We start from the raw sequence: 18,727 nt of genomic DNA on the forward strand, positions 1-18,727 counted from the left end.
GCCGGCACGCCCTACGGTGGAGGGCGTGACTGATCTGCGCCGTCGCTTCGTCGAACGGATCCGCCGCGATGGTGCCCCGTTGAGCCCGCAGCTCGCGGCGGCCTTCGCCACGGTTCCGCGTGAGGCGTTCGTGGCCGACGGCTTTCAGCGCCGCGACGGCAGCTGGGCTCGGCCAGGCAGCGCCGGGTTCCTCGAGACCGTTTACCGCAACGACGTCCTGGTCACCAAGGTCGAGGGCGGAATGCCGGTCAGTTCCTCCAGCCAGCCATCGCTCATGGCCATCATGTTGGCGGCCCTGGACGTTCACCCGGGCGCCCGGGTGCTGGAGATCGGCGCCGGCACCGGATACAACGCCGCGCTGTTGACTGCGCTTGGTGCGCACGTCACCACCGTCGATGTGCAGGCCGACGTGGTCCAGCGAGCCCGGGCCTCCCTCGCCCGGGCCAGCGTCGAAGGGGTACGGGTTCTCGCCGGCGACGGCTACGCGGGCGTGCCGGGTGAGCGCTTCGACCGGGTGATCGTGACGGTCGGTGTGGCCGGTGTGTCTCCGCACTGGCTCGAACAAGCCCAGCCCGGTCCACCCGGAGTCCGGGGCGCACTGCCAGATTCGTTCAGCGTTGGGGAGAAAGTCGCCCGGCTCAGTGCTGGGAAGGTCCGAGCGGAACAGGCCGCTTCGCTGAGCGCCGAGGAAGCCGAAGCCGAGGAATCCAAGGAGGCCGAGGAACAAGCCTGGGCGGAACAGCACGCCTCGCTCAGCGCTGAAAGGAAGGCCGGGGACGAACGCGCCGCCCGGTCGGGCCCGATCGTCGTGCCCGTGGAACATGCCGGTACCCACCCCGTCCTGGCCGTCTACGGTCCGACGGATGCCCTTGCCGTTCGTCCGCCGAACGCCTCGGCTCACCGCCCGGCGGCATCCTCGGCGAACGCCTCGGTCGATGATCCGGTGGCATCCTCGGGAGCCGCCTCGGCTGATCGCCCGGTGGACTTCTCGGCGAACGCGTCGGTCGATGGCACGGTGGATGGCCCGGCTTACGGCCCGGTCACCGCCAGGGTCATCTGCCCTTCGGGTTTCATGACCGCGGCCGGCCCGCTCACCGCCCAGCACGCCCGTGCCCATCCGCATCCGGTGCCGGCTGACGCACTTACCCCGTTTGCGCAGGCCACGCCGTACCGGTGGGACCGCCCGCTGGACTCCCTCGCCTACCGCGACCTCTGGTATGCGGCCGGCGTATGGAACACCCGGACGACCCACGCGGCGGTGCCGGGATTCGACGGCAGCACCTTGATCCTGCTGGACGAGACGGGTACGGGCGGAGCGGCGATCCTGCCCGACGGTGCCGTCCTGTCCGGGGGAGCGCAGGCGGCGAGGTACGCGGCAGAGGCGACCGACATCCTCGACCGCTGGGAGTCGGCGAACCGCCCGCCGATGCAGGCCTGGCGCATCACCCTGGCCCTCACCGGTGATCCCGCCGCCCCGATCTGGTGTCCGGCGACCTGGGAACTGGACCAATGACCTTGCGGGCGAATCCCGAGCCCCTGACTTGGTGTACGGCGCTCCCCGAGCCGGACCGTGGTCACGTGTGACACCCAGTGAGCCGAACCGTGGTCACGTGTGACACCCAGTGAGCCGAACCGTGGTCATGTGTGACAACTAGTGAGCCCGACCGTGATCACGTGTGACGACCAGTCAGCCGAACCGTGGTCATGTGTGACAACTAGTGAGCCCGACCGTGATCACGTGTGACGACCAGTCAGCCGGATCGTGATCAGGTGTGGTGAGCAAATTACCGGCCCCATGATCACCTAATGGCCGGAAGTCGGAACCGTGATCAGGCGCGCAGAAAGGCCAGCACCGCCAGCACCCGCCGATTGGTGTCCTCGGCCGGCGGCAGATTCAGTTTCGCGAGGATATTCCCGACGTGCTTACCCACCGCCGCCTCCGTCACGAACAAGCGCGCCGCGATGGCCGAGTTGGAATGACCCTCCGCGACGAGGGCCAACACCTCACGCTCCCGAGTGGACAGTGCCGTCAGCGGATCCTTCGGCCGGCGCAGCAGCTGGCGCACCACCTCAGGGTCTACGACCGTTCCGCCGCCCGCCACAGTGCGCAGCGCCGTCACGAAGTCCCGCACGTCGACCACGCGGTCCTTGAGCAGGTATCCCACGCCGGATCCCGTGCCGCTGTCCAGGAGGGCCGCCGCATATTCGTCCTGCACGTACTGGCTGAGCACCACGACCGGTAACAGGGGATTTGCCCGGCGCAGCGTGACGGCCGCCCGCAGGCCCTCGTCGCGGAAGTGCGGCGGCATCCTGATGTCCGTCAGCACCAGGTCCGGCGCGTGCTCGTCGACCGCGGCGACCAACTCGTCGGCGTCACCGACAGCCGCCACCACCTCGAAGCCGAAGCGGGCGAGCACGCCGCTCAGTCCCTCCCTCAGCAGGAGGCCGTCCTCGGCGATCACCACCCGGGTCGACGCCCGCCCATGACCGGGCTCAGAGGAGAGGGACGGTTCGGGCTGGGTGGAGAGGGGAGGGCCGGGCTGGGTGGAGAGGGGAGGGCCGGGCTGGGTGGAGAGGGGAGGCCCGGGCTGGGTGGAGGGGGAAGGCCCGGGCTGGGTGGAGAGGGAAGGGCCGGGGTAGGAGGAGCTGGAGGAGTCTGGAAGGCCACCGTGGGAAAGGATCGGGCTCACCCGCGCCACGGTAGCTCCACCCGGAGCAGCGTCGGGCCGCCCTCGGGGCTGGCCAGCAACAGCCGGCCGCCGACCGCCGCGACGCGGTCGGCCAGCCCGGTCAGGCCGGTTCCGCCGGACGGGTCCGCACCGCCGCGGCCGTCGTCGCGGATCTCCAGCACCAGGACCTCTCCGGCGTGGGCGAGCAGGATGTCCGCCCTGCCGGCGTCGGCGTGTTTTACCACGTTGGCGAGGGCTTCGGAGGCGGCGAAGTACGCCGTACCCTCGATCTGCTCGGATGGCCGGGGGACGCCGTCCGCGACCGACACGGCGACCGGGAGTGGCGATCGGCCGGCCAGTTCGCGCAGAGCGGCCGGCAGACCGAGATCGGCCAGCGCCTGGGGGCGGATGTCGTAGATCAGGTCGCGGAGCACCACCATCAGGTCCTTCGCCTGGTCGTGGGCCTGGGCCAGCGGTCCGGCGGCGGGTGATTCTTCGGGTACGTCGAGACGTGCCATGCCCAGTTGCAGGGTGAGGCTGGTCAGCCGGTGTTGGGCGCCGTCGTGCAGGTCGCGTTCGATGCGGCGTCGTTCGAGGTCGAACGCGTCGACGAGGCGGGCCCGGGACTGTGCCACCTCTCGGAGGGCGGCGCCCGCGCGGTCTCCGAGCAGTGCGCGTGCGGTGGCGGCCTGACCGATCGCGATCAAACCCATCAGATATCCGAGTACGGGGAGCAGCACCATGCCTAGGAGCGTGAGCGGAATCGCCTCGCCGGGCGTACGCACCTCGAACGTTCCGACCGTCACGCCGATCGTGTCGGTGCCGGCGAAGAACGGGCTCGTCAGGAAGGCGGCGTCGAGCAGAACGAGCAGGCCGAACGCGCCGTACGCGGCGGGGACGATGAGGCCGAGGAACGCGGCGTAGAGCACCTCACGCCAGGTGGCCATCTCGGTGTACCGGGTGCGGACCCAGCCGAGCGGGTCCGCCGGCGCCGGCGGGTGGGGTGAGGGCAACGGGCGCGGATCGATCAGGCCGAGACGGGTCCGTTCGACCGTCGCCAGCGGGATCGCGATGAGCGGGACGAAGCCGGCGAACAGCACCAGCGACACGGCCATGAAGACCAACACCTCCCCGCCGGGCAGGACGCCGTCGGTCAGCCGGGCCAGCAAGGCGACCCAGGGCAGCACCAGTATTCCCATCACCACGCTGGTCGGCGCTGCGATGGGCAGGGCCGTCACGAGGTAGACGAACGCCCGCCACGGACCGGCCGAGAGCAAGTAACGGCGGCGCAGGAGGGCTCGCATCGGAGCTTCTTCGATGGTCACCGCGTCACCGTAGGCGAGTGAGGGCTGACGGTCCCAGCCGTCCATCGATAGTTCGGAAGGTAGGGCTAACCCTACCAGGAGCCGGCACGCCGCTCGCGCCACGGGCGGCCGTCGGGGTCGTACACCAGGCGGTAGGCGGGTACGGCCCAGAGCCGCTGGTACCAGGGGAGCCGTTCGGTCTCGTGCGGCACCAGGCGGCCGGGCGGCCGAGGACCCCGCCCGCCGTCCCGGTGCCAGTCACGCAGCGCGTCGGCGGACGCGCGCACCGCCCGTACGGTGGAATCGGGGTCTACAAGGTCTTCGTCCCCGGAGCGGTCCAGGTGCTCGCGCAGCAGGCTGAGCCGCAGCTCGCGCGCGTAGACCCGCGCTCCGTCGCCCAGCCCGGCCGGGTCGGTCGGCGGCCGCTCGTCGCGCGTGCGGTCCAGCACCGTGCAGGACAATTCGCTGTCGTGCGTCCACGATCGACGGTTGAAGTTGTCGCTGCCGACGCTCGCCCACACGTCGTCCACGACGCACACCTTCGCGTGCACATAGACGGGATCGCCGTCGTGGTTCTCGACGTCGAAGACGTGGACCCGGTCGGGGGCGGCCTTGTGGCACAGCGCGATCGCTTCCGCGCGGCCGACCTGGTTGGGTGGCAGAGCGAAGCGGCCGTCCACGTCCGGATGCCGGGGTACGACCGCGATCAGGTGCAGCCCCGGGTTGTCGTTGAGCGCGTCCGCGAACAGCTGGGCGATCTCCTTGGACCACAGGTACTGGTCCTCGAGGTAGATCAGGCGCCGCGCCCGTTTGATGGCTTTCGTGTAGCCGCGCGCGATGCTGCGTTCGCCAAGCCGGGCGAAACTGTACGCCGGGCGCATGGCCGGATAGGTCCGCAACACCTGAACGTCGTGCGGCCCACATTCGCCCGGATCGGGCGGCTGCGGCGGAAGCCGATCGGCGCGCAGGTCGGCGTGGCGGAGGCGGTCGGTGAGCGTACTGATCGGCCCGTGCTGGTCCAGCGGCGCCGGATCGTTCCAGCGCTCCCGGAACGCCAGGTCGAGGGCGCCGACGACCGGGCCGCGCAGGGCCAGCTGGACGTCGTGCCAGGGCGGATTGCTCCCGTACGCCTTCGCCATGGCCACCGCCTGCGGATCGCCGCGATGACCGGCGCCGTCCCGGCGGCTGTGGCAGAGATCGATCCCGCCCGCGAACGCGATGTCCTGCTCGGGCGCTTTCAGATGCCGCAAGACCACCAGCTTCTGGTGGTGCGAGCCGCCGCGGCGGATCCGTTGGTCGAGCAGCACCTCGCCGCCCGCGGCCTCGACGTCCTCGCCGAGGTTGCGGTTCTCCTCCTCGCTGTAAGCCAGTTTGTCGAGGTGGGAGCGCCATAGCAGCCCCTTGACCACGACGCCACGCTTTGCGGCCGCGACGAAGAGCTCGGCGATCGTGGGACCGTGGTCGCGCATCCGCTCGTCCGGATCGCCGCGCCAGTCGGTGAAGAACAGATGGTCGCCGTCATCCAGCGTCTCGACCTCACTCACCAGGCGATCGAAGTAGTTTTCGCCGTGAAAGAGGGGCTCAGCGGTGTTTCCCGGCGACCAGGTGGGTATCTGACTGTCCGGGTTGCCGCGCTCTTCCTCGGACAGGAACCACTCCTGGTGTGACACGGGCAGCCCTTTCGAGGTCGACGACGCCCTCACGGTAGGCCCCTTGACAGCCGCCCGCACCCTGAGCCGCAGACACCGTGCGAAGGACCCCCTTATGAGCAGCCAGCCACTGACCCCGAACGCCGTACCGACCGACGCCAAGACTCCGTCCGAACGAGGCCTGCTCATCGCGGTCCTGCTCATGGTCCTGCTGGGCGTCGGCGCCATGCTCCTGATGTCCTGAGAGCCGCCGGCCGCGGTCATTTCGATGACTTTCCCATAACAGTGCTCAGCAGTGTCTCTTTCGTGACGCAATGCGGGCAGCGCGGAGACCGCCGACTCGTTCATACTCCTCGGCATGGCGGGGGAGCAGGCTTTCAGTAGCGCGTTGATCGAAGTCCCGCCGGCGGAAGCAGCCACCGGTGCGACCAAGATCGTCTGGACGCCGACGCACGGACCTCTGTCGGTGACGATTCCGCCCGGCACCGTGGATGGCGCGGTGGTGTGGGTGACGACCCCTACCGGCACGGTCGCGGTGACCATCCGGGTGCCGATGCCCTTCAGCCCGCCGCCACCGTTCCCGGCGAGCGGGCCGCCGGCGGCCGGCAATCCGCCGCCTGACGCCCCGCCGTGGTCTCCTCCGCAGCCTGGCATGCCGCCGTGGTCTCCTCCGCAGCCGGGTGCCTATCCGCCAGGTGTCCAGCCCGGTGCATATGCACCGGGCGATCCGTCCGGTGCATACCCAGCCGGCGCCTACCCACCGGGCGATCCGTCGGGTGCATACCCAGCCGGCGCCTACCCGCCCGGTGGCTACCCGGCGGGGGATCCGTCCGGTGCCTACCCGCCGGGCGCACTGCCGGGTGCCTATCCGGCGGCCGGCGCGGCTGGCTACCCGCCTGGCGCCTACCCGCCTGGCGCCTACCCGCCTGGCGCCTACCCGCCTGGCGCCTACCCGCCTGGCGCCTACCCGCCTGGCGCCCCGCCCGGGCAGGGTCCGTCGGCGTTCGCAGGTCCGCCGACCGCGACACCCCGCACTTCTCGGCGTAAGCAGATCATCGGTCTTTCCCTCGCGGCACTGCTGCTGTTCGGCTGCTTCGGCGTCGTTCGCGCCTTCTCGGGAAGCGACGAGACGCCAGGTGCGAGCAGGCGTAACGGCCTCGGAGCGAGCACCGCGCCCACCGCGGCGGGCCCGGTCACCCCCGCGCAGTACGCAGAGCTCCTTGCCGCCTCCGACAGCGCGATCAAGACGCCGTTCGCCAAGCTGAACACCGACGACGCCGCGGCCTTCTCGAAGGCGGCCCCGGCGGCGGCGACCGTGATTCGCGCCGAGGCGGACAAGTTGCGCGTCACCGTGCCTCCGGCGGGTGCGGAGCCCGCGCACGCCCAGCTCAGCCGCCAACTGGTAAGCCTCGGCGACATGGTCGAGGAGGCGGCGACAGCCAGGCGGGAATGCCCGGCGGCCTCGCCGTACGCGGCGGTGCTGCAGTCCGGCTGGGCCGACGGCCTCCGCGAGAACGCGAAGAAGCTCGCGACGACGGACGCCACCTACCGGTTCGGCACCTTCCTTCCGGCGGCCCCCAAGGAACAGAACAGGCGGCTGAAGAACGGCACCTTCATCGGGCGCTCCGGCTCTGGCGGCCTCGGTGAGTTGAAGATCAAGAATGGTGCCGCGGACACGACGATCACCCTGGTGCCCAGCAAGGGCAAGAAACCCAAGCCCACCCTGACCGTGTACGTGCGGGGCGGCGACACCTACACGGCCAAGGGCATTCGCGACGGCACGTACCGCATCTACACCGCGTCGGGCGAGGACTGGAACGCGGGTAGGAAGGGCTTCACCCGCGGCTGCGACTACAGCAAGTTCGACGACACGTTCAAGTTCACGACGACGTCGTCCTCGACCTCCATCTGGACGATCACCCTGACACCGGTCGTCGGCGGCAACGCGTCGACCAGCGACGTCGACCCGAACTCCTTTCCCCGCTGACCCCGCCTCTGGCCGGAAGCACCCCAATCGCGGCCCCGCGAACCGCGATCCTTGCTCCGCCGCATGACCCCGTGCGGTGGCGACGTCGCATTGACCTTGAGGTCGTCCGGCGTCGCCCGCGCTGCCGCCCTGGCCCGCGCTGCCGCCCTGGCCCGCGCTGCCGCCCTGGCCCGCGCTGCCGCCCTGGCCCGTGATGGCGCACTGAGCCGTGTTGGCGCGCCGGGCCCGCGATGGCGCACTGGGCCGTGATGGCGCACTGGGCCGTGATGGCGCACTGGGCCGTGATGGCCGCGCCGGGTCGCAATGGCGCAGTGGGTTGCGCCGGGCCGTGATGGCCGCGCCGGGTCGCAATGGCGCAGTGGGTTGCGCCGGGCCGTGATGGCCGCGCCGGGTCGCAATGGCGCACTGGGCTGCGCACCGTGCCGCGCTGCCGCGCCGGGCCCCGGTGCCACACCGGCCCGCGACGCCCCACCGGGCCCGCCCTGCCGCACTGACCCAGTGACGCAACACCGGGCCCGTGACGTCGCGCTGGCCAACTGCTGCCGCACCAGGCCCGCGAATCCGGCGCCAGGCCCGCGATCGGCGTCAGATCACGCGGAAGTCAGTGACGAACGAGGCGACGTCGCCCCTCGCCGTGCGGCCGATGAAGGTGGCGTAGTCGCCGTCTCCCCATCCCGTGCACACCGCCACGACGTTGGCGCCGGTCGGGGGGTGGGTGATCGCGTGGAGGGCGCCTGGCGCCGGGGGGCTTGGCTCGGGGAGGAAGGCCTGCTCGACGCGGGCGTAGCTCCAGGTGGTCAGGGCGGCGAGGGCGCGCTCGTCCGCGAGGGTTCCGAGGCCCGAATCGACCGGGTATGCGAAGAAGTGGTCCTCGTCGAGCCGGAGCGGGTCGGCATAGGGCAACAGGGCGGGCTCCCAGGCCGTGACCGGTTCGTCGCGCAGGACGAGTTGGAGGGCGGCTGTCCGCCGGTCTGACTCCGGGCGATGGCGGACGGACGGCCGGTCGGACCCCGGCCGGTGGTGGACGGACGGCCTGCCCCGCCCCGGTCGATGGTGGACGGAGGACCTGTGACTCGCGGAGGGTCGGTCGGCGGCCGGATGGACCACGGCCACCCAGGCGCGCAGGCGGTAACGCCCCGGCGCGACGGTGACGGTGAACGGCGGCGCGGCGCCGGGGAGAACGAGCGGATCGCAGGCGACCACCCGGCCGGTGGGCAGGGTCACCTCGCCGAGCGGGATCGAGGTCAGGCGGTAGTCGTGGGTGTCGTCGCGGTGTTGCGCGCCCTCGGTCAGCAGCCGATCCAGCATCTCGCCGATGTCCACAGCCATGCCGGGATGGTATCGGCGACCACCGACAGAATCGCCTGGCCGGCCGACGCCGGAGGAACGGCGCGCCCGGGGATCGCGCGTCACGCGAGGTGCGGGTCTCTCCTGAGAGGACGGTCTGTGGCGCAGGGGTGTCGGCGGGCACCGGTGCCCGCCGGCCGCAGCCGCGTCCCGAGCCGGGTGAACACCCGGGCGAGGACGGCGACCTCGGCGTCGTCGAGGTCGTCCATGAGGCTGTCGCGCACGGTGGCCAGGTGCAGGGGTGCGGCGGCGACGAGCGCGGCCATTCCCTCGTCGGTCAGGACGGCCTCCTGGCCGCGGCGGTCTCCGGGGCAGCTCTCCCGGCGGACCAGGCCGCGCTTGACCATGGAGGTGATCTGATAGGTGACGCGGCTCGGCGAGAAGACCATGAAGCCGGCGAGCTCTCCCATGCGCAGGCGGCGGCTCGGGGCTTCGGAGAGCACCACGAGCACGTGGTAGTCGGACATGCTCAGGCCGGTCCTGGCGCGCAGGTCCTCCTCGAGATGGGTTTGCAATGCCCAACTGCTCTCGATGTAGGCACGCCAACATTCCTGCTGCCGTTCATCCAGCGGTTCGACCATGGGCCCGAGAGTAGCTACTTCGGGAAGGGGCGGGTCAGTGTCGGTAGTAGACGCGCATGTCGTACCCGGTGTGGCTCAGGTGCCAGCCCACGTCGTCGACGTCGAGGATTTCGGGCCGTCCGGCCAGCCAGGTGGCCGCCATGCCCAGGGTCTCGGCCGGGGTCGCGCCGGTGAAGGTCATGCAGCGGGCCGCGGTGTCGCCGGGCGCGGGGGCGTGGCGGGGGAGTGCCTGGGCCGTCATGGTCGGTTCGGGGCCGGTGACCACGGCGGTCGCGCCGATCGCCTTGCCGTCGCGTACGCCCTGGACGAACCAGTCGTTGATCGTCTCGTCGTGCTCGACGGACCATCCGCTGACCGGGCCGACGTCGGCGGCGATCGCGTGTTTCGCGTTGTCGAGGGCGGCATCCAGGGTGGCAAGCTCGAGGTCCTCGCCGTTGTACTCGACCCGGTACGTCATGCCGCCCTCATACCCCGCGGCCCGCGAAAGTAGGCCGGTCAGGCCGCGTGCGCGTGGAGTGAGCGGGCGAGGTCGGCGCGGAGCGCCTCGACGTCGACACCGCGTTCCGCCACGATCCGCGCGCCGAGTCCCCGTCCTTCCCGCAGGACGCCCAGCATGATGTGCTCGGGCGCGATGAAGTTGTGTTTGAGGCGGATCGCCTCCCGCAGTGACAGCTCCAGCACCTTCTTGGCCTGGGGTGAGAACGGGATGTGGCCGCCGCTGCCGGCGAGCCGGCGGAAGAGGCCCTTGCGCTGGGGGGCGGGGTCGCGGGGCAGGTGCAGCGTCCCCGGCCCGAAGTTCTCCTCGATGGCCCGGCGGACCGCGTCGAGGTCGATGCCGATGGCCCGGAGGGCCTCGCGGTCGGCGGCGTCGGCGTCCGCCACGGTCGCGCCCGAGTCCTTGCCGGAACGCCGGATGATCTCGGCGCGCGCATAGCCGGCGTCGACCTGCTTCTCGCGCAGTGCCGGTGCCGAGGCGATCGGGCCGGCGGGGTCGGCGAGCAGGGCCAGGAGCAGGTGCTCGGTGCCGATCGGCGTGTGGCCCAACTCCCGGGCTTCGGCCTGGGCGCGGATGACCGCTTCGCGTGCGGGGCGGGTGAATCGCTCGAACATCTCAGTCCTCCCGGAGGTCCTGCATTGGCACACGGCTCGCGTGCTTTTTGTGTACGCCCTGGCGGGTCACCTCGAGGGCGTCCGCGATTTCCTGCCAGGACCAGCCCTTGCGGCGTGCGTTGGCCACCTGGAGGTGCTCGAGGCCCTCCAGCAGGCGGCGGAGCGCCACCACCGCGCGCAGGCCGACCCGGGGATCGGCGCTGCCGGCCGCGGCGGCGAGATCGGTCGCTTCGGTCATGCGTGTCAACCTACGTTGACACCGGAGGAATGTCAACCCAGGTTGACAGTGGGGGCGTGAAAAGGGCCGGCCGCATGGCCGGCCGGCCCTTCGCGAACGATCTCTATCCGCCGAACGTCAGCTCCATGCCCTTGTTCGGGGTGAAGGACATGGTCAGCTCGATCGGGATCGCCGCCGGCGCCGCGATCGAGAACGGCACGCCGGCGGGGTCGAGCAGCTCCGCGTACGTGCCGAAGCCCATGTCCTTGGCCCCGGACACCACGGTCGCGCCGTAGGCCCGGGCGTCCTCCAGCGTCTCGACGCAGTCGGCGACCTGGAACGCCGCCCGCCACCAGCTGCCGCCGCGGCTCGGGGCGAGGCCGGCCATCGCGTCGTGTGCGGTGGTGATCCACTCACCCCGGGTGCCGTCGCTGCCGTACTCGTCGCGCAGCAGCCAGCCGAACGCCTGGCCGTAGAAGTTGGCCGCGGCCACCGAGTCGTCGGTGAGCAGCTCGGGGAAGGTCATCGTGCTCGCCTCGCCGCCGACCTGCGCACCGGTGAACCCGCGTGGCTCCCAGATGCCCAGCCTCGCGCCGGCCGGATCGGCGATGACGGCGCTGCGGCCGCCGTCGCCGTCAATCGGCTCGCTGACCAGGGAGCCGCCCGCCTCGCGCACCCGCATGATCGAGGATTCGAGGTTGTGCTCGGTGAGATAGGTCATCCAACCCACCGGCCGGTCGGTGCGCACGCGGGTCAGCCCGGCGACGGCGTGACCCTGGAGCGTGAACCGGTCACCGGCTGTTTCCCAGCCGAAGAGGCGGGTGTAGAAGTCTGCCGCCCGGGCAGGATCGACACTCGCCAGCTCCACCCAGCAGGGTGTCCCCGGCGCAAAGCCCCGAATACGCATGGGTCACACCTTTCGTCGTCCATCGTGGAATACCGGCCTGGGGGAGCCGCCGATCACTTTACAGCTATGAATACGCTCTGCCACTACGCCGGGGTTCAATGTCCTTAATAAACCCACGATTTCGCGGAGCTCGATTACCCAGCGTGGCGGCGATTACTGTGCGTGTTTCTCTTCCGGGGTACGCGACCGCTCGTTGTATCGGTCCAGAAGCCGCATCACGGGCGTGGCCGCGACACCGTGCAACACCACGCTCACCAGAACGACGAATGCCGCTGTCGCCCATACGACATCCACTTGCGGGAACTTTGCGTGGCTCATCGCGTACCCAAGGTAGTAGAACGTGCCGATCCCCCGGATGCCGAAGGTGGCGATCACCCAGTGCTCGGCCGGATGGCCGGGCGCACCGTGCAGGGACAGGAATCCTGTCACAGGTCGGACGAAGAAGATCAGCGTCAGTCCCACCAGCGCGGCCGGCCAGGTGAGCGGCGCCAGCAGGCCACCGACGACGGCGCCGCCGAGCAGCAGGAGCAGCAGGACGGTCAGCAGCCGCTCGATCTGCTCCGCGAATTCGTGCAGAACCTGGTGATATTCGTGCGATCGCTGCGCGGCGCGGATTCCACGTGCCGCGACGAAGACCGCCAGGAAGCCATAGCCTCCGGCGACCTCGACCAATCCGTATGCCAGAAAGGTCGCGGCGAGGGCGAGAAAGCCCTCGGAATGGTGCGCCAGGCGCAATGTGTGGTTGCGGGCACGGAAGAAGAGCCGGCCGAGCAGCTTGCCGACGAGCCAGCCCCCGCCGAGGCCGACGACGACCTTGTAGAGGACGTCGACGAGCAGCCACTCGCCGAACCAGCTCTCGTGCGTCACCGCGGCCGTGGCCATCGCGATCGCCGCGTACACGAAGGGGAAGGCCAGCCCGTCGTTGAGCCCGGCCTCCGAGGTCAGCGCGAAGCGGACCTCGTCCTCGGAGTCCTCCTCGTCGGTCGGCTCGCCGACCTGCACGTCCGAGGCCAGAACCGGGTCGGTCGGCGCGAGGGCCGCGCCCAGCAGCAACGCCGCCGCCGGCACCAGCCCGGCCCACCACCAGCCGAGCAGGGCCACGGCCGCGATGGTGACCGGCATCGCGAAGACCAGCAACCGCCAGGTCGACGTCCACCGCCGGCCGCTGAGCGGTCGGTCGATCTTCAGGCCGGCGCCCATCAGGGCGACGATCACACAGATCTCGGTGAGGTGCTGCGTCAGGTCCGGGTGGGCGAGCGGGTCGGCCTCCGGAAGACCCAGGGGTACGGCGAAGAGCACCATGCCCAGCGCCAGGAAGACGATCGGCATGGACAGGGGGCGGCGTTCGAGGAGCCGCGGCAGGATGCCCGCCAGCAGGGCACCCACGCCGAAGATCGCGAAGAGGAGGTCAGGCGGTTGCACGCGCCCACACTGCCCGCCGTGAGGTCAAAACATGCTGCTAGGAAAAGATGTTCTTGATTGCCGAGCGGTCCAGGTCGGCGAGCAGGGCGGCGGGATCGTCGTAGGTCTCGACGGCTCCCGCCGCCATCAGCTCACCGGCGCTGGTGCCGCCGCAGGTCAGCCCGATGCAGGGGATGCCGAGCTTCGCCGCTGCCTTGACGTCCCAGACCGCGTCGCCCACGAAGACGCACTGTCGCGGGTCCACGCCGGACTGGTCGAGGGCGGCCTGGAGGATGTCCGGCGCCGGCTTGCTCTCGTCGGCGTCCGCCGAGGACGTCGCCGCCGTGATCACGTCGTCGGCGTCGATGACCCGGCGCAGCTTCGTCAGCTCGGAGCCCTTCGCCGACGAGGCCAGGACCACCGCGAGACCCCGGTCCGCGCAGGCGCGCAGCAGGTCGGCGGCGCCGGGCAGCGGGCGCAAGCGTTCCCACCAGGCGCCGTAGAGCACGTCGTGGGCGGCGGCCATCGCCTCGTCGTCGCCGGTGTCGCGGTCCTCGCCGAGCAGGTGGTCGAGGATCTTGTCGGAGCCCATCCCGATGGCCCGGTGGATCGCCGCCATGGGTACGTCCTCGTCGTGCTGGCGCAACGCTTCCCACCACGCCACCGCGTGGAGATAGGTGGTGTCGACCAGCGTGCCGTCGACGTCGAAGAGCACTCCTTTGGTTGTCATGTGCCCCAAATACCCCGATCCGAGGGGGGTATCAACATCTCGAACCAGACCGTCGATCCGCGGACGGAGGGATCGGTGCCCCAGGTGTCGCTGAGCTCCTCGATCAGGCCGAGGCCGCGTCCCCTGCTGCTCAGCGCGTCGGTGCGGGCGCGGGCCACGCTGCCCCGTGTGCCGGTGTCGGCCACCGAGACCAGCAGGCGCTCCGCGCTGAGATCGATGTGCACCTGTGCCGGCGTGCCGGCGTGCAGCAGGGCATTGGTGGTCAGCTCACTGGTGCACAGGATCGCCGCGCCGATCACCGGCTCCGGGACCGCCCACTCGCGCAGCCGGGTGCTCATCCACTGCCGCACCCGGCTCGGCCCGGTCGGTTCCGCCGGGACCTGCATCGTCGCCGACCGGCTGAGCGCCACCGCCCGCTCGACGGCGAGGACGGCCACGTCGTCGTCCGTACGCCCGGCGACGGCGGCCGTCGCCAGCGAGCACAGGTTGCGCGGGTCGCCGCTGGCGGCCGCGGCGGTCGCCGCCACGAGATCCTCGAGTCCCGCGCTGAGCGGCCGGTCCCGGCGCTCGACCACGCCGTCGCTGAACATCAGGATGGAGTCGCCGGGCTCCAGCCGCACGGTGACCGTCCGGCAGGTGCCGCCCAGCCCCAGCGGAGCGCCCGGCGGCACGGCGACCAGCTCGGCCGAGGCCCGGCCCTGCCCCGATCGGCGCAGCACCGGCGGCGGATGGCCCGCGCTGGCCAGCACGATCGTCCCGTCGCTCTGGTCGAGCACGCCGTAGACGACGGTCACGAAGATCTCTTCGTTGCGTGACTCGGCGCCCAGCGAGGTGACGAGCCGGTCGAGGCCCGCCAGCACAGTCTCGGGCGTGGGATCGGTGAGCGCGAGCGCCCGCAGCGCCGCCCGGACCTGCCCCATCACCGCCGCCGCGCGCACGTCGTGGCCGGCGACGTCGCCGAGGACCATCGCGAGCCGGCCGTCGCCCAGCTCGAACGCGTCGTAGAAGTCGCCGCCCGCGGCGTTGCCGTCGACGCCGACGTCGTATCGCGCGGCGATCCGGAACCTGTCGAGCTCGGGGAGGTGTTCCGGGAGCATGCTGCGTTGCAGCAGCTGGGCGGTGCCGTGCTGCGCCTCGAACCGCCGGGCCCGCTCCGCCGCCTGCGCGACCAGCTCGGCCGCGGCGTACAGCAGAGCCCGCTCGGCCGGCAGCCAGGTGTGCGCGGTGCGATAGCCGATGGTGAGCGCGCCGTGCAGGGAAGGCGTACGCAGCGGCATCGCGGCGAGCGCCCGGATTCGGCGCTCGTGCCGGTCCGTCGCGACCGTCAGCAGCGGCGAACCGTCGGACTGGAACGAGGGTCGGCCGCTCTGCGCCGCGAGCACCATCGGGGACCGTGGGTCGTTGTCGATCCGCTTCCACAGCGGGGGCAGTCGCTCGTCGACCTCGTCGACCATCTCGCCCCGGATGCGGCGCACATAGCGGAACTCCGCGCCGTCGTCGACCGCGAAGACGCAGTGGTCCACGTCGAACGAGGTCATCGCGTACGCCAGGACGACCCGCGCGACGTCGTCGATGGTGAGCGTGGAGGCCAGCCTCGCGGTCAGCTCGCCGAGACTCTGCAGCCGCCGGGTCACCTGGGTGGTCTCGGCCGCCACGGTGAGGACGCCGACGACCGAGCCGTGCCGGTCGCGCACGACCGAGTGCCCCCGGGTGAACGAGGCCTGTTCCACCTGCCCGCCCCGCGGGACCGCCATCTGGGCCTCGGCCTCGACGAAGGGCCGGCCGGTGCGGTAGACGTCGTCGATGACCCCGCCGATGCCGGGTGCCTGCCACAGATCGCCGAAGACCTGGTCCGCCGGGCGACCCATCGCCGCCGGGTGCTTGGCGCCGATGACCTCCGCGTACGCGTCGTTGTAGATGAGCAGGTAGTCGTCGCCGTAGGCGAGTGCCATCGGCACGGGCGAGGCGAGCAGAACCTCGACCGTGGCCCGGACGACCGGATCCCAGCTCTCCACCGGACCGAGCGACGTGGTGTCCCACGGCTGGTCCCGCACGAGCTCAGCGCAATCGGGAAGTCGCTGTGCCGCCGCTGCCTGCTGGGCGGGCAGCGCCGTCGCCGAAGGGCTCCCCATGCCGACCATGAGTTGAGGGTAGCCCGCCTCGGCCATTCGGACGATATGGCCACTGTACGTACGTCCGGTTGTACCCGGTACGTGCGGGTGAGGCGTGGAGTACATGTGACGAGGGCCGGCACCTCGGTGAGGTGCCGGCCCAGAACGGTCGGTATGGCCTGTCGGGTGGAGCGTGGTCAGCGGGCCGGCGGCAGGGTGCGGGCCAGGGTGCAGACCGCGAGCAGTCGGGTCAGTACCCAGTCGTCGGAGGCCCAGTCGATCGGGCCTTCCGGCGCACGCCAGCCGTGCTTGAAGGCGGCGTCGCGCACACCCTCGGCGTAGGCGGCCAGGATCACCGCGGTGAGCGGGCGCACGTCGGTCGACAGGCTGTCGCGGACGCCCGCCTCGTGCTGGTCGACGGCGGCCAGCAGGCCGGGGTTGTCGGCCGCGGCCTCGAGGCCGCTGACGCCGACGATGGTCATCAGCTCCGCGAGGCAGGCGTGGGCGGAACGCAGGGCAGCACGGGCGGCAGCGCCGCTGAACAGGCCATTCATGAGAAGAAACGTTAGGGACGCCGAGGTAGCCAACGGTTCGCCTGTTCGGTGCAGCTCGGTTGAACCGCGTGCCGTGGGGGAACTCACCCGAGCATGAGCGATGGACCCGACGATGCCCACCGCCGGCCCGAGGGCCTCGACGACACCACGGTCGAAGCCCTCGGCAAGCTGAGCGAGGCCCTGGAGATGGTGGAGCGCGTCCGCGGTCACCTCTACTCGATGCACCAGCTCATCGGCGAGGCCGACTTCAAGCTCGACGACGCCGTCGCGCTCTTCGCGCGGGCCGGTCACGCCGAGATGGCACAGCGCATCCAGCACGAGCTGATCGGGCGCAACGTCAGCCCCGGCCGGTGGACGTTCCAGCTCGTCGAGGAGTTCGACGACGGGTACTACGCCGAGTTCAAGGGCATTGAGCGGGACGCCCGGGACGAATTCGCCCAGGGGCGGCGCCACCTCTACGAGGCCGAGCTGAAGGAGCGTCGACGTACCCACGGCCGGGCGGGTCACGAAGCCCTTCCCTGAGCCGGGGGTGGTGGTTACTCGAGCTCGGTGTGCGGGCGGCGGCGCTGGGCGTCGTCGGCGACGATCACCGTGGCGACCAGAAGGGCCACGACGACCGCGAAGAGCCAGGAGGCGTCATCGATGAGCGACGCCGCCATCGGCGCCTGAAACGCGGCGAGCAGAAAGCCCACCCAGGCGAGACGACGTTGACGCTCAGAGAGGAAACCGGCAGATCGCATCCGGCTAGTCTGGCCCGATTCGGGCGCTTCGCCGTCACCCTTTCGGCCGATATCGGGTTGTCCGATGGTGCCCACTGCGCAGCGTCGTCGTCGTTCTACCGCCGGTACGTACGGTCCGTTTTCGCTGTTCACAGGCCTGTGGCCGGATCTTGATAGGTGGTTTTCCGCCGCCGCGGTCGTCATTCTTCTGGGGGTGACGCTCGCAGGCTGCGCGCCGGCCATCACACTCGGCGCCCGCCAGGTTCCCGCCGACGACGGACCGCAGCCGCACGTCCAGGCCGGCGCGTTGCACGGGCGTACGGCGGCGTTCCTCACCGTCTCCGACGCCGCCTCCCGGGTGGAGGTGCGGCTCGCGGAGCTCCCCGGTCTGCTCTACCGGGTCACCACCCCGGCGGACTCGGGCCTGGCGCCGCGGGTCACCGGCGTCGCGGGACGGGTGCGGCTCGCCCTGGTGCCGACCGGAGCGGACGGGCCGGACACCGTCGAGGTCCTGCTCAACCGCCGCGTCCGGTGGGACCTCCGACTGCCCGCCGGCGCTGGCGAGCAACACCTGGACCTGGCGGCGGGCCGGGTCGAGCGGCTGGAGCTCGGGTCCGGGGCCGGGCTGGTCAGCATGCGGCTGCCGCCTCCGACGGGGCCGGTGCCGATCACCCTGGCCGGCTCGGTCGGTGAGCTCGCCGTCGCCGTGCCCGCCGGGACCGCCGTCAAGCTGCGGCTGCGCTCGGGCGCGGGCCTCGTCGCGGTGCCGTGGGCGGACCGGGTCCCGGCCGCGCCCGGTGCCGCCGTCGCACCGCCCGGCTGGGGGGCGGCCAAGGACCGCTATCTCGTCGACGCCGGCGCCGAGGTGGGCAGCGTGACGGTCTGGGGCTGACCCGCGGGTACCCACGACGAAGGCCGCCGGAATCCCGGCGGCCCTCGATCGCGGATGACCTACGGCTGCGGGCGGTCCACCTCGCCGCGCCAGGCGCCGGTCTCGATGCCGCCGCGGCCCTCGATGTACTCCTTGAAGCGCTTCATGTCGCCCTTGACCTGGCGGTCGAGGAAGCCCAGCTTGTCGCCGGCCTGCTCCACCACGCCGTCGGGCTCGAAGTCCAGCTGGCACGTGACCCGGGTGTGGGTCTCGTCCAGGCGGTGGAAGGTCACGACGCCGGCCTGCTTGCTGCCCTCGACGGTGGTCCAGGCCACGCGCTCGTCGGGAAGCTGCTCGGTGATCCTGGCGTCGAACTCCCGCTTGACCCCGTCGATGTTCGTCTTCCAGTGGGTCATCTTGTCGTCGAGCTGACGGATCTCCGTCACGCCGCCCATGAACCGGGGGAACTCCTCGAACTGGGTCCACTGGTTGTACGCGGTGCGTACCGGCACGTTGACGTCAACGGACTCGGTGACTGTACTCACTGTGTTTCCCTCCTTTTGGCTTTCC

At 71.1% G+C, this 18,727-nt stretch carries 20 protein-coding genes; 5 read left to right on the plus strand and 15 right to left on the minus strand.

Annotation, left to right across the window (positions count from 1 at the left end):
- Positions 1-25: 25 nt before the first annotated feature.
- Positions 26-1,513: a methyltransferase domain-containing protein gene (locus tag AB0M36_RS03535; RefSeq protein ID WP_364151663.1), complete on the plus strand. Its 1,488-nt coding sequence runs from the start codon at positions 26-28 to the stop codon at positions 1,511-1,513.
- Between the two features lie 316 nt (positions 1,514-1,829).
- Here AB0M36_RS03535 and AB0M36_RS03540 read toward each other — a convergent pair whose 3' ends face one another.
- The 3 genes from AB0M36_RS03540 to AB0M36_RS03550 form a co-directional block, all read right to left on the minus strand.
- Entirely contained in the window at positions 1,830-2,465 is a 636-nt protein-coding gene (locus AB0M36_RS03540; protein ID WP_364152260.1) for a response regulator transcription factor, read from the minus strand.
- A 221-nt stretch (positions 2,466-2,686) separates the two neighbouring features.
- On the minus strand, positions 2,687-3,994 hold the full coding sequence (locus AB0M36_RS03545) for a sensor domain-containing protein (RefSeq protein WP_364151666.1): 1,308 nt from the start codon (positions 3,992-3,994) through the stop codon (positions 2,687-2,689).
- Positions 3,995-4,065: 71 nt separating this feature from the next.
- The gene (locus AB0M36_RS03550) at positions 4,066-5,643 is read right to left on the minus strand and encodes a phospholipase D-like domain-containing protein (protein WP_364151668.1); all 1,578 of its coding nucleotides are present in this window, start codon (positions 5,641-5,643) and stop codon (positions 4,066-4,068) included.
- A 94-nt stretch (positions 5,644-5,737) separates the two neighbouring features.
- Between AB0M36_RS03550 and AB0M36_RS03555 the strand changes: the two genes are divergently transcribed.
- Together AB0M36_RS03555 and AB0M36_RS03560 are read left to right on the plus strand one after the other, a co-directional pair.
- Positions 5,738-5,866, plus strand: coding sequence for a hypothetical protein (locus AB0M36_RS03555; protein ID WP_364151671.1), 129 nt, complete (start codon positions 5,738-5,740; stop codon positions 5,864-5,866).
- Between the two features lie 114 nt (positions 5,867-5,980).
- A complete protein-coding gene (locus tag AB0M36_RS03560; protein ID WP_364151674.1) occupies positions 5,981-7,609 on the plus strand; it encodes a hypothetical protein in 1,629 nt (542 codons plus the stop codon).
- A gap of 585 nt (positions 7,610-8,194) precedes the next feature.
- On the opposite strand, the gene AB0M36_RS03565 is transcribed toward AB0M36_RS03560, so the two are convergent.
- The 10 genes from AB0M36_RS03565 to AB0M36_RS03610 all read right to left on the minus strand — a co-directional run bounded on the left by AB0M36_RS03565 (position 8,195) and on the right by AB0M36_RS03610 (position 16,567).
- The gene (locus tag AB0M36_RS03565) at positions 8,195-8,938 is read right to left on the minus strand and encodes a DUF4241 domain-containing protein (RefSeq protein WP_364151676.1); all 744 of its coding nucleotides are present in this window, start codon (positions 8,936-8,938) and stop codon (positions 8,195-8,197) included.
- Positions 8,939-9,018: 80 nt separating this feature from the next.
- Positions 9,019-9,537 carry a MarR family transcriptional regulator gene (locus AB0M36_RS03570; protein ID WP_364151679.1) on the minus strand — a complete coding sequence of 173 codons (519 nt, stop codon included), beginning with the start codon at positions 9,535-9,537 and terminating at the stop codon, positions 9,019-9,021.
- A gap of 34 nt (positions 9,538-9,571) precedes the next feature.
- Positions 9,572-9,994, minus strand: coding sequence for a hypothetical protein (locus tag AB0M36_RS03575; protein ID WP_364151682.1), 423 nt, complete (start codon positions 9,992-9,994; stop codon positions 9,572-9,574).
- A gap of 38 nt (positions 9,995-10,032) precedes the next feature.
- Positions 10,033-10,647, minus strand: coding sequence for a Clp protease N-terminal domain-containing protein (locus AB0M36_RS03580; protein ID WP_364151685.1), 615 nt, complete (start codon positions 10,645-10,647; stop codon positions 10,033-10,035).
- 1 nt (position 10,648) lies between these two features.
- A complete protein-coding gene (locus AB0M36_RS03585; protein WP_364151688.1) occupies positions 10,649-10,885 on the minus strand; it encodes a helix-turn-helix domain-containing protein in 237 nt (78 codons plus the stop codon).
- Positions 10,886-10,988: 103 nt separating this feature from the next.
- The gene (locus AB0M36_RS03590; protein ID WP_364151691.1) at positions 10,989-11,771 is read right to left on the minus strand and encodes a VOC family protein; all 783 of its coding nucleotides are present in this window, start codon (positions 11,769-11,771) and stop codon (positions 10,989-10,991) included.
- A 153-nt stretch (positions 11,772-11,924) separates the two neighbouring features.
- On the minus strand, positions 11,925-13,193 hold the full coding sequence (locus AB0M36_RS03595) for a cation:proton antiporter (protein WP_364151694.1): 1,269 nt from the start codon (positions 13,191-13,193) through the stop codon (positions 11,925-11,927).
- 37 nt (positions 13,194-13,230) lie between these two features.
- A complete protein-coding gene (locus AB0M36_RS03600) occupies positions 13,231-13,902 on the minus strand; it encodes an HAD family hydrolase (RefSeq protein WP_364151696.1) in 672 nt (223 codons plus the stop codon).
- Positions 13,899-16,043 carry a SpoIIE family protein phosphatase gene (locus AB0M36_RS03605; RefSeq protein WP_364151699.1) on the minus strand — a complete coding sequence of 715 codons (2,145 nt, stop codon included), beginning with the start codon at positions 16,041-16,043 and terminating at the stop codon, positions 13,899-13,901. The genes AB0M36_RS03600 and AB0M36_RS03605 overlap by 4 nt, the downstream gene beginning before the upstream one ends.
- Before the next feature lie 167 nt (positions 16,044-16,210).
- Positions 16,211-16,567, minus strand: a complete 357-nt coding sequence (locus tag AB0M36_RS03610) for a DUF6401 family natural product biosynthesis protein (RefSeq protein ID WP_364151702.1) — start codon at positions 16,565-16,567, stop codon at positions 16,211-16,213.
- Positions 16,568-16,660: 93 nt separating this feature from the next.
- Between AB0M36_RS03610 and AB0M36_RS03615 the strand changes: the two genes are divergently transcribed.
- On the plus strand, positions 16,661-17,089 hold the full coding sequence (locus AB0M36_RS03615; RefSeq protein ID WP_364151705.1) for a hypothetical protein: 429 nt from the start codon (positions 16,661-16,663) through the stop codon (positions 17,087-17,089).
- A 14-nt stretch (positions 17,090-17,103) separates the two neighbouring features.
- Here AB0M36_RS03615 and AB0M36_RS03620 read toward each other — a convergent pair whose 3' ends face one another.
- The gene (locus tag AB0M36_RS03620) at positions 17,104-17,307 is read right to left on the minus strand and encodes a hypothetical protein (RefSeq protein WP_364151708.1); all 204 of its coding nucleotides are present in this window, start codon (positions 17,305-17,307) and stop codon (positions 17,104-17,106) included.
- A gap of 193 nt (positions 17,308-17,500) precedes the next feature.
- Here AB0M36_RS03620 and AB0M36_RS03625 point away from each other — a divergent pair, with 193 nt between their 5' ends.
- On the plus strand, positions 17,501-18,178 hold the full coding sequence (locus AB0M36_RS03625; RefSeq protein ID WP_364151711.1) for a hypothetical protein: 678 nt from the start codon (positions 17,501-17,503) through the stop codon (positions 18,176-18,178).
- Between the two features lie 59 nt (positions 18,179-18,237).
- On the opposite strand, the gene AB0M36_RS03630 is transcribed toward AB0M36_RS03625, so the two are convergent.
- Positions 18,238-18,702, minus strand: a complete 465-nt coding sequence (locus AB0M36_RS03630) for an SRPBCC family protein (RefSeq protein WP_364151714.1) — start codon at positions 18,700-18,702, stop codon at positions 18,238-18,240.
- Between the last annotated feature and the right edge of the window lie 25 nt (positions 18,703-18,727).

Source organism: Actinoplanes sp. NPDC051346, from assembly GCF_040682215.1.
GTDB lineage: Bacteria > Actinomycetota > Actinomycetes > Mycobacteriales > Micromonosporaceae > Actinoplanes.